Source organism: Nitrosomonas marina (assembly GCF_900111605.1).
GTDB classification, from domain to species: Bacteria; Pseudomonadota; Gammaproteobacteria; order Burkholderiales; family Nitrosomonadaceae; genus Nitrosomonas; species Nitrosomonas marina_A.
Map to the genome: position 1 here is coordinate 1 of NZ_FOIA01000055.1, position 8,882 is coordinate 8,882.

Below are 8,882 nucleotides of genomic sequence, written 5' to 3' on the forward strand. Positions count from 1 at the left end.
AAGACTGCGTAACAAAAGGAAAAAACATAGGGCGACTAGCTAAAACAGGCTAAAAAATATTAGCCTGGAGGAGTAAGCTCGCTCTAAACTCTAGTTAAATGCAATACAAAAAGTATTTGCCCATTTTGCGTTACCGTCAAGAATGGCACGATGTTTTTTTTGCGTTTTCTACAGGATGAAGCGACAATAATAATGCTGAATGGAGGATAAGACTGCTGCAATCTGTAAGACAGCATAAAACCAGGAGGTACAGACTGCGAGAACCGGGCAAGGGAGATTGCCTGCCAATCCATTATCCGGCACACGAGCAGGCATCCTGACGCTGACCATCAAAACCAATGATCTATACACAGATTTTCGATACGCCTTTTACTTTACTCTACTGACAAAGCACCGGAGCGTAACTCAACCTGATAAAACATAATCTTGATATGAACATTTACTTCAACCATCTCAACTATTTCATTGCATTTTTCTTTGGCTTCTGGTTAATGCTGCTGGCAGCTCCTGCCCAGGCCGGCTGCGAAGGCTGCCTGTGCCCTGGTGATCCTTGCCGGTTATGCCCGCTGCCAGCGGTCGCGGGAGAAACATCCAAAGCAGATGAACACGAGATTTGCGCCAGAATCCGCGCGCGCGTGCCAGCCACATCTGCAGAGCCCGGCAGTAACGAATATTTTCCAAGCCTTGATCAGTCGATTGCGGCGTGCGTAGCTGAAGGCGGCGATGTTATACGCAACCGGCGACGCAGCGAGGAATTTCCTTCACGCTTTTACTGCAAACCACCTGTGCAGATACAAACACGATAAAGCCATCATGATCAGCGTCATCCAGCGTGTCAGCAGTGCTAGTGTAACCGTTAACGACCGGAAAATCGGCGCTATTGGCGCTGGCATTCTGGCGTTGGTCGCCGTAGAACAGGAAGACACCGAGAAACAGGCAGACCGTCTGCTCGAGCGCATCGTGAATTACCGTATTTTCCCTGACGAACAGGGCCGGATGAATCTCAGCCTGCGCGCCATCAACGGTGAACTGCTGCTCGTACCCCAGTTTACCCTGGCTGCAGATACCAATAGCGGCAACCGCCCGAGCTTTACAAGATCGGCCGCACCGGAAAAAGGCCGTAGATTGTTTACGTATCTTCAAACGGCCACAGACAATATTCATCCGGGCACACAATACGGCGAATTCGGCGCCGACATGCAGGTGGCGCTGGTCAACAACGGGCCGGTAACGTTTACGCTGCGTGTTTCGGCTTCATGAAGCTATGCGTAGCTACTTTATGGCACTTTGAACCAGACGATCATAGAACTGAAATCCCGTAAAGCGATTCAAACAAAACCGATTTAAGATATCCAACGTCAACTGCCCGACGGATTTGGAGTTTCCTAACTCAAATCAGAATAAAAATATCGATTCTAGACGCTACAAATCAGTCTTGTCGAAGAATTCAGTAATCGTTTTAACTAAAAATTTTAGCCATTTTTGATATGCACACGCATTATTTATATTTTATTTCATCTGCTTATAATAAAGTACACAAAAACCACAAATTTTCACATAAATAACCCACTCATTTTTTTAAAAAGTGTCATATCTTTTTACATCAGGGTTTTTCTGCGCGCAATTCTTCATACCTCTGACGATTCACAATTTCCCATTCATTCCAGAAACCATAGGGTTTACAGGCAAACAGCAATAGCACTGGCACAGAAATTGCTTGGTTCAATATCATCAGTACAAAAAGCAAGAAGAAAGGGAATGACAAAATGATTTTGAAGAAAAGAAAACTTTCACGCTCTGGAACCAAGAGTGTTTCCGGGAGTAAAAGTTTATGAAGATTGATATTGATACACTTATTATCGGTGCTGGCCCTTCAGGTTTGACGGCCGCCTATATTTTAGGAAATGCAGGAATAGCGTGTTCCATCATTGAGAAAAGCAATCAGGTTGGCGGATTGATGCGTTCCATACGTAGAGGCGATTTTATCGTTGATATAGGACGTAAAGAACTTTATACACGATTAGCAAAAGTTAATGATTTTTGGGAAGAGTTACTAGGGTCTGATTATCAGCCATATTCTCACCGTGAAGGAATTTTATATCATGACATGATTCTTGAATCAAATGGATCATGGCTGGGTTTTAGGCGTGGAATGAGTTGGCACCTACTGTTTGTTTGTGGTCTAGATTTAATCAAAAGCGTTTGCATATCCAGTTTCTCAAAACCAGTAAACTTTGCAGAATACAATTACAAACGACGAGGCAGGCTCCTAACCCAGATTTTCACGCAAGGCTATGAAGAAAAATTTAAAGGCATTGATTGGAGCAAAATACCGCCACACGGAGGCGCTGATTATAAAAGAATTTATGATCCGCTCGCTAAAAAGCATAATCTGGAACGACTTGAAACACGCTGGCGCCATCCTGCCAAAGGCACTGGGCAGATATGCGAAATACTTGAACAAAAAACCAAGGCCAATGGCGTAGATTTTGTTTTAGGTGCGACTATTATTGATATTACTCTGAAGGAAGAAGTGATTGATGAGGTAACAGTCGATACGGGCTCCAAAGTAATCACTTACAAACCGAACCATGTCATATCGAGCACTCCGATTGAAATATTGGGCAAGTGGCTTAAATGTATTGACACATGCCAGGACCCTTCGGTTAACCTGGAAAATATTTCGATAAAAAGAAGCACGATTTGTGTTTATCTTTTTCTTGATGCCCCCCCACTATTCCCGCACGCATGGCTAAAATCAACGTGCCCGAAGATGAAAGCCGGAAGAATTGTAAATTATGCATCAATCGGGAAGGGTATGGTTCCAGCAAACAAAACCTGCTTATGCGTCGAATATTTTTGTCAGGGCAATGATCCATTACTTCAACTGGATGATAATGAGCTTAGTGAACTGGCAATTACTGAATGCGGCAATGCTCGTATAATTGATCCTGCTGCATGCTTTGACAGTTTTATCCTGAAGCTACCTAATGTAAATGCCGCAACCAGTTGGCGTGATTGGGAAAACAGTTCGACCATAGATCTGATGTCCAAAATACTTACAATCAGAAACTTGTATTATGTTAATCGCCCTGGGACGGATAAAGCCACTTATGCAGGACTGGAGGCAGCAAGATCCATAATCATGGATGACAGGAGAATTTATTACCACGAGCTTTCAGAAACCCTTCCTGTAACAATCAAATTTCCCGAATTGCTTTAATCAATCCATAAAAACAATACATTCATTTAGAAGCCTGTAATTTTCCATCGCGTAATTTGCTGGCTCAAATCAATTTATTTTTTAACTCGTATGAAAGTACTATCAGCCTGGTATGGAAAAATTAATTCACGTGAAAATAAAATCCGGATCGCTTTAAAAACTGTTTACCTTTGGATTTTTGTATATGTTTTTTCCCCAATTCGCAATGTGGGGCGAGCTATTTTTGGTAACTGTCACACCACAGTATTACTTTACCATCGTGTTAGCGAGGAGCATGTAGATTCAATTACAGTGACACCCACACAATTTCGGCGTCAGCTTGATATTTTAAAACGTGGTTATACTGTCATCAGTATGGACAATTTCTTACAGTCAAGGAACAAACCGCGAAGACGACCGGCCGTGGTGGTAACGTTCGATGACGGATACAATGATAATTACCTGGCCGCATCAATCTTGCATAAAGCAAATATTCCATGTGCTTTTTTTATTTGTACCGGCATCGTCGGAACAGTGCGTTCTTTTCCACGTGATATACGCTTAAAACGAAATATCGACCCTTTAAACTGGGACCAAGTACATAAGATCGCTGCCTGGGGGTTTGATATTGCCAATCACACAGCAACGCACCCTAATCTGGGGAAAATACCCACTGAGGATGCATTAAGCGAGATTCAAACTGCAGCACATGATTTGGTCCAAAAATTGGGCGATAAATGCAGAATTTCATGGTTTGCCTATCCATTCGGTGGAAAAAATGATATTACAGCTGATATTCTTAAACAATTGAACGGAATTGGCGTTATGTATTGTTTTTCGGCTTATGGTGGTGTTAATTTTCCTGCATTCGATCAATACAACATCCTGAGACAGGGAATCGGTCATAAAATCAATGATCTTACATTCAGAGCAATCATCGAAGGCCATCAAATACGGCATTAGCGGAATGGTATGACTCTAAATTTTTTGATGACCTTTAGGAGTTCTCGATATTAATACCACAAGCATACAAGCAGAACTTGTTTCTGCTATTTTAGGTGCCAATCCTCTGATACTGAATCAGTATCCTGTAAAAGATTTTATTGACTCTTTGGATACATACAAGGGATATGGCAATTATGGTTTCATTCCCATCACTGCAGCCGGTTTTTGCAAAGCCATATCACAGCTAGCCGGCCCCACAACACTAGAAAAATACCTTAAGCTGGTTATGATCACCTTGATGAATGATTTTGAACGCCGCTTAGCGCAAAGAAAAGTGACGGCGTCGATTATTCAGTTATTTCATCTCGAATTTCAAAGAATACTTTCAGAGATGAAAGAGCAACGTGAGGCTTATTATCTTCCATGCAAAGATCGATTTCTTAAAGATCTGGCAATTTGCAGATTAAAACTATATCCCTGTGGGGCAGAATTAATTGACGAGCTTTCGGGTGTTCCAAGAAGTATAATGATAAACAAAGGGTTATCACAATTTTCACGATCATTACCCTATTTCTTGTTCAATCTTAAAGGCTTTCGTCCTGTCTATGAAATGCATATGCATGCCCCGCTTAAAACGTCATTCAACGTCGAAGGATGGAACCAGTGTTTCAAAAGAATCTGCGAACTGCTATTAATCAATCCTGATATCAAGGGGGTAAGCTGTGTCAGTTGGTGGTATGATCCTGCACTGGAAACTATTAGTCCCAGATTGGCATATCTTCGCCAGCAACCATTGGAAGGAGGAGCGCGCATTTTTTTTGTTGCCACAGACAAATACGCAAAGTCTGGCGCCATTGAAAAATCAAAAACCCGTAGAAAATTGTATGAAAGAGGGCAATATTGCCCCAAACTTTTTCTTATGATCTGGAGTCGGGATGATTTAATCAGATGGGCATCAAAGTGAGCTACTGAGTTATTGCTTTTGAACCCGAATATATTCATAAAAAAACAAGCTACCGGGCTCAGGAACACAGTATTTTGAAGATAACTGACTGCTGAAAAAAAAGAGTCGCATGACGCATCTGTAAAAATATAAAAATTACAACCGGCGTATCACTGTTGCAATTGATTTCCTGTTGCAAGACTTTTAACATTGAGCCGGACTTTTTACCAAAACTTGAAGGCGAATTTTAAAAGCATTTTGATTTATCACTAGGCCGGCAATTGATCTGCACTGCCGCATGTATTTTCGTTTTATATATGTGACAGCCATCATTACGCTTATTCCCGACACACATGCCTGAATTAACCACTGATTTTTTTGACAACCAGTTTGCTCAAAGCTGCACTTTGGTGGTGGTTTTGCTGACTTTACGGGTTGCACTGGTCTATCTGGTCAAGCGTAACCGTGCAATTTTGACAGAGGCGCAGCGGCATTGGATTACCAGCGTCAAAAATTCAAGCTGGTTGATCATTTTTTTCGGCCTGCTGGCGATCTGGTGGCCCGAATTAAGCGAATTTGCAATTTCAATTGCCGCCGTAACGCTGGCGCTGGTGATTGCGATCAAGGAGTTGATCCTGTGCTTCAGCGGCGCCATGCTGCGTGCGGGTACAGGTGCCTTTACTATCGGCGACTGGATCGAAATCGGCGCGCACCAGGGCGAGGTCATCGATTACAACATGCTCTCCACCACACTGCAGGAACTGGACAAAACGCCCAACAGCTACAGCTTTACCGGCAGGACCATTGTGATACCGAACAGCCTGTTTCTGTCCGAATCAATCAGAAACCTGAATTTTTTCAAACGCTACGTGTTTCACCGTTTCAGCATCACCATTGAGCCACACCTGAATGTTGCGGCCATGCCACAATGGATTATCAGCGAAATCGATATACTCTCGGCTGACTTTATCGAGATCGCCCGCCGCTACAATACATTTATCGAGCACAGGACCGGCGTCGACATCGCAGGACCTGAACCACGCGTCATGATCAGTACCAACGAATATGCCAAAAGCGTAATCACCGTTATCGTCTTCTGCCCCACCGAGAAAGCCGTCGAACTGGAACATCATATAACGCAAGGCGTGCTGGAGCGGGTTTATCAAACCAGTTGGAAAGGCAGTTGATATCGACAAAACGGATCAACGCAGCTTTACCTGCCGCCAGCCAAAGATACGTTGATCGTGAATTGAGCATGTGCTCGTCTGTTCAGGAAGCGTCTGAATCGCTACGCCCAGATAACCATCTTGAAGCGCTCCTTGACGATACCGAAGTAATTGCATTTCCAGTCACTTTGTTCAAAAAAATCAAGATGATACCATTGGTCTTTTTGTTTCAGGATACGTGCGGCCGCATCATCCCAGTCAATGGCGGCAAACCGGGTTTCCAACTGCTGCTTACGGGCTTCAACTTCGTGGTAATCGAAACCATCATATTCCCAATGCAGCACCTCGAACACATTGCCATTGCGATCTGCGTAGTCCATGCTGAAATCAAGGCCCCATTTCGGACGGATACGAATAATCTTGTAAATCAGCGGATTGGATTTTGCCCATTGTTCCAGTTGCTGTAATGCTTCTCCGCTATAACCTTTGCGCTCAAACAATAAGCTATGATTCAGTACAGCGCCCTCAACCCGTTCGGGTTGTATAAACCATGGCGCTTTTAAGGCATGCCGGTGGTCCCGGTGTGCCTGCACCTGTCTCTGGTTGGCTTCGGCATAGCGTTGTTCCAGGTCGGTCAGATCATAACCGTTCTGATCAAACAGCGCCAGATCCCGCGCGCGGGGTATGTGTGTAGTCGCCAGTGGCCGAGCCCAATGGCCGACAGAGTCAAATTGATGATTGGTTAATTTGAGGTAACTCATAAATACTCAAATGCTATCGAGACAGCACACGTTTCTAAAAACCAGAGATTGTGACAGGATGCACCAAAAAATGCCACTCAGCCTGCATTTTAATTGTCAATTATCTGTTTATAAAATGATTATCCATTATTTGACATGGTCAACTGAATCCGCCTCTTTCGTATCCGGATCGTCTTCCGACTTAATACTGGCCATGACATCCAACACCACATCACGTTTCTCGCGCGCGATATGCTGCAATACCGAACAGTCTTCAAGCGTCTGCAATGCCAGAATGAGCACCTCAAGCGGCAACGGCCTTCGCGACTGTAGTGCATCAGGCAGTAGACGTTATAAAAACGCTCGGAGACCTGGTAACATTTTTTTAGCCGTTGACTTCTTCGATGAAACCTTCGGTGATCAGGCGCTTGATTTGCACCCTGATATAATTCGACGGTTTACGCAGTTCTGTACGGATGTCGTACACGGTGACCGGACTCCAGTGCCGCGCGGCCCGACCACTATAACAAGCCCCAGTATCCGTGCAAGCAGTTTCTTGCGGTCGATAAATTTTCCAGCAGCGCCCCGGCGTCTTTTGAAGCGGGATTATACAGATTTAGCGGCGCTTCCCTGATCTCATGCTCCATATCAGACACGCCTTTATGCCGCCAGTAATCGCGAAACAGATGCGAGAAGAAAGCGATGTTGCCGTTGCCCAGTTCGATCAGATGACTGTCATGCGCCAGCGTATTCAGCACATTGCGAAAATTTTCTTCCAGTAAGTCAGCAGAACATTGTGCACGCAGTCTTTCCAATGGCAAGCCATAGTCATGCACTGCGATTCTTTTCAATATCTGGCATGCAACACGTAAACCTGGCATTCGGCAACAAACAATTGAATTAAAAAACGGTCAAATGACGGGACCCAGTCGATTGATAAATTCGCGCGCCATCTTTCATCTTGGATTACCTGATTATCTTGTGCTAAGTTCAGGATAAAAGCCAGCGCGTCATTGATTGTTAGCGGCGATAATATCTCACGCCGTAAATCATTGGCGGCAGCGCGCATGCCATGACGTTGTCCAGTCCAATCGAGCCGGTTAACAGGAAGCGAACTGAACCGCCGGTATGATGCAGCCGCATACGGCGCAACAAGTACAATGCGGTGAATGCTTCGTCTTTACCATGCCGGTTGTCGATTTTATCGACCAAGATGGGAAATTCATCAAGCAGAAACCAGACAGGTGTGTTGAGCTGATTCAAATCATGCATCAATTGATTTGCATTGTCTTCCCAATTTGTTTCTGAAATCTCGAAAAGATCGCTTTTGAAACCACGAAAAAAATCAGGTGCTTTTTTAATGATCTGCAACCATCGTTCATCATTGATTTCGCGTACCTTGTCGATCATGGCTCGTATCCAGATCTTCAAGATCAATAAAAACCGTTTGTGCAGGTGCGACTTCGCACAACCGAAAAAGAACGCTGGTTTTACCGGTACACCGTGGCGAAAGTGACAATACATTATCAACCGCTAATGCGCGAACAAACTGATCAATCACTGATTGACGCGGATAAAATCGCTCCCTGTCGGTGGACTGCCAATGATAATCCGCATGATGATTTCTTCACTGTTAAACAAAAATGTTATTAGAATTAATCTGCAAAATAATATATCCAGCTTTCCTTTCTTTACTGCCCAATATGAACCAACTTATAATCGAACAGGAAACAGGCTATTCTTTAATTTTTCGGTGATTCGCTTCTGTCACGAAAATACATTCGAGTCTAGTTCTACTTTGTCAGATTAGAAGGCCTTCTCTGCGGCAATGATTTATTGTATAGTAACACTTTGTTTAATAACTATTAATCACGATCATGTCGTGA

Annotated in this window: 12 protein-coding genes; 6 read left to right on the forward strand and 6 right to left on the reverse strand. The window is 43.8% G+C overall.

Features of this window, described 5'->3' with window-relative positions; all coding sequences use genetic code 11:
• Window positions 1–491: 491 nt before the first annotated feature.
• Together BMY62_RS15225 and dtd are read left to right on the forward strand one after the other, a co-directional pair.
• A complete protein-coding gene (locus BMY62_RS15225) occupies window positions 492–806 on the forward strand; it encodes a hypothetical protein (protein WP_177170421.1) in 315 nt (104 codons plus the stop codon).
• 7 nt (window positions 807–813) lie between these two features.
• On the forward strand, window positions 814–1,260 hold the full coding sequence (gene dtd / locus BMY62_RS15230) for a D-aminoacyl-tRNA deacylase (RefSeq protein ID WP_090661956.1): 447 nt from the start codon (window positions 814–816) through the stop codon (window positions 1,258–1,260).
• Window positions 1,261–1,603: 343 nt separating this feature from the next.
• Here dtd and BMY62_RS15235 read toward each other — a convergent pair whose 3' ends face one another.
• Entirely contained in the window at window positions 1,604–1,807 is a 204-nt protein-coding gene (locus BMY62_RS15235; RefSeq protein ID WP_090661958.1) for a hypothetical protein, read from the reverse strand.
• Window positions 1,808–1,831: 24 nt separating this feature from the next.
• Between BMY62_RS15235 and BMY62_RS15240 the strand changes: the two genes are divergently transcribed.
• From BMY62_RS15240 to BMY62_RS15255, 4 genes are all read left to right on the forward strand, one after another.
• Window positions 1,832–3,223 carry an NAD(P)-binding protein gene (locus tag BMY62_RS15240; protein ID WP_090661961.1) on the forward strand — a complete coding sequence of 464 codons (1,392 nt, stop codon included), beginning with the start codon at window positions 1,832–1,834 and terminating at the stop codon, window positions 3,221–3,223.
• Window positions 3,224–3,313: 90 nt separating this feature from the next.
• A complete protein-coding gene (locus tag BMY62_RS15245; protein ID WP_090661964.1) occupies window positions 3,314–4,165 on the forward strand; it encodes a polysaccharide deacetylase family protein in 852 nt (283 codons plus the stop codon).
• A gap of 148 nt (window positions 4,166–4,313) precedes the next feature.
• Entirely contained in the window at window positions 4,314–5,111 is a 798-nt protein-coding gene (locus BMY62_RS15250) for a hypothetical protein (RefSeq protein WP_090661966.1), read from the forward strand.
• Window positions 5,112–5,443: 332 nt separating this feature from the next.
• Window positions 5,444–6,277 carry a mechanosensitive ion channel family protein gene (locus tag BMY62_RS15255; protein WP_090661970.1) on the forward strand — a complete coding sequence of 278 codons (834 nt, stop codon included), beginning with the start codon at window positions 5,444–5,446 and terminating at the stop codon, window positions 6,275–6,277.
• Window positions 6,278–6,378: 101 nt separating this feature from the next.
• Here BMY62_RS15255 and BMY62_RS15260 read toward each other — a convergent pair whose 3' ends face one another.
• The 5 genes from BMY62_RS15260 to BMY62_RS16280 all read right to left on the reverse strand — a co-directional run bounded on the left by BMY62_RS15260 (window position 6,379) and on the right by BMY62_RS16280 (window position 8,557).
• Entirely contained in the window at window positions 6,379–7,017 is a 639-nt protein-coding gene (locus BMY62_RS15260; RefSeq protein ID WP_090661973.1) for a hypothetical protein, read from the reverse strand.
• A 126-nt stretch (window positions 7,018–7,143) separates the two neighbouring features.
• Window positions 7,144–7,311, reverse strand: a complete 168-nt coding sequence (locus BMY62_RS16275; protein ID WP_177170422.1) for a hypothetical protein — start codon at window positions 7,309–7,311, stop codon at window positions 7,144–7,146.
• Window positions 7,312–7,517: 206 nt separating this feature from the next.
• Window positions 7,518–7,877 (reverse strand): hypothetical protein, encoded by a 360-nt coding sequence (locus tag BMY62_RS15265; RefSeq protein WP_090661976.1) that lies wholly within the window; start codon window positions 7,875–7,877, stop codon window positions 7,518–7,520.
• Window positions 7,878–8,016: 139 nt separating this feature from the next.
• A complete protein-coding gene (locus tag BMY62_RS15270; RefSeq protein ID WP_090661979.1) occupies window positions 8,017–8,406 on the reverse strand; it encodes a hypothetical protein in 390 nt (129 codons plus the stop codon).
• Entirely contained in the window at window positions 8,378–8,557 is a 180-nt protein-coding gene (locus BMY62_RS16280; RefSeq protein ID WP_177170423.1) for a hypothetical protein, read from the reverse strand. The genes BMY62_RS15270 and BMY62_RS16280 overlap by 29 nt, the downstream gene beginning before the upstream one ends.
• Window positions 8,558–8,882: the final 325 nt, after the last annotated feature.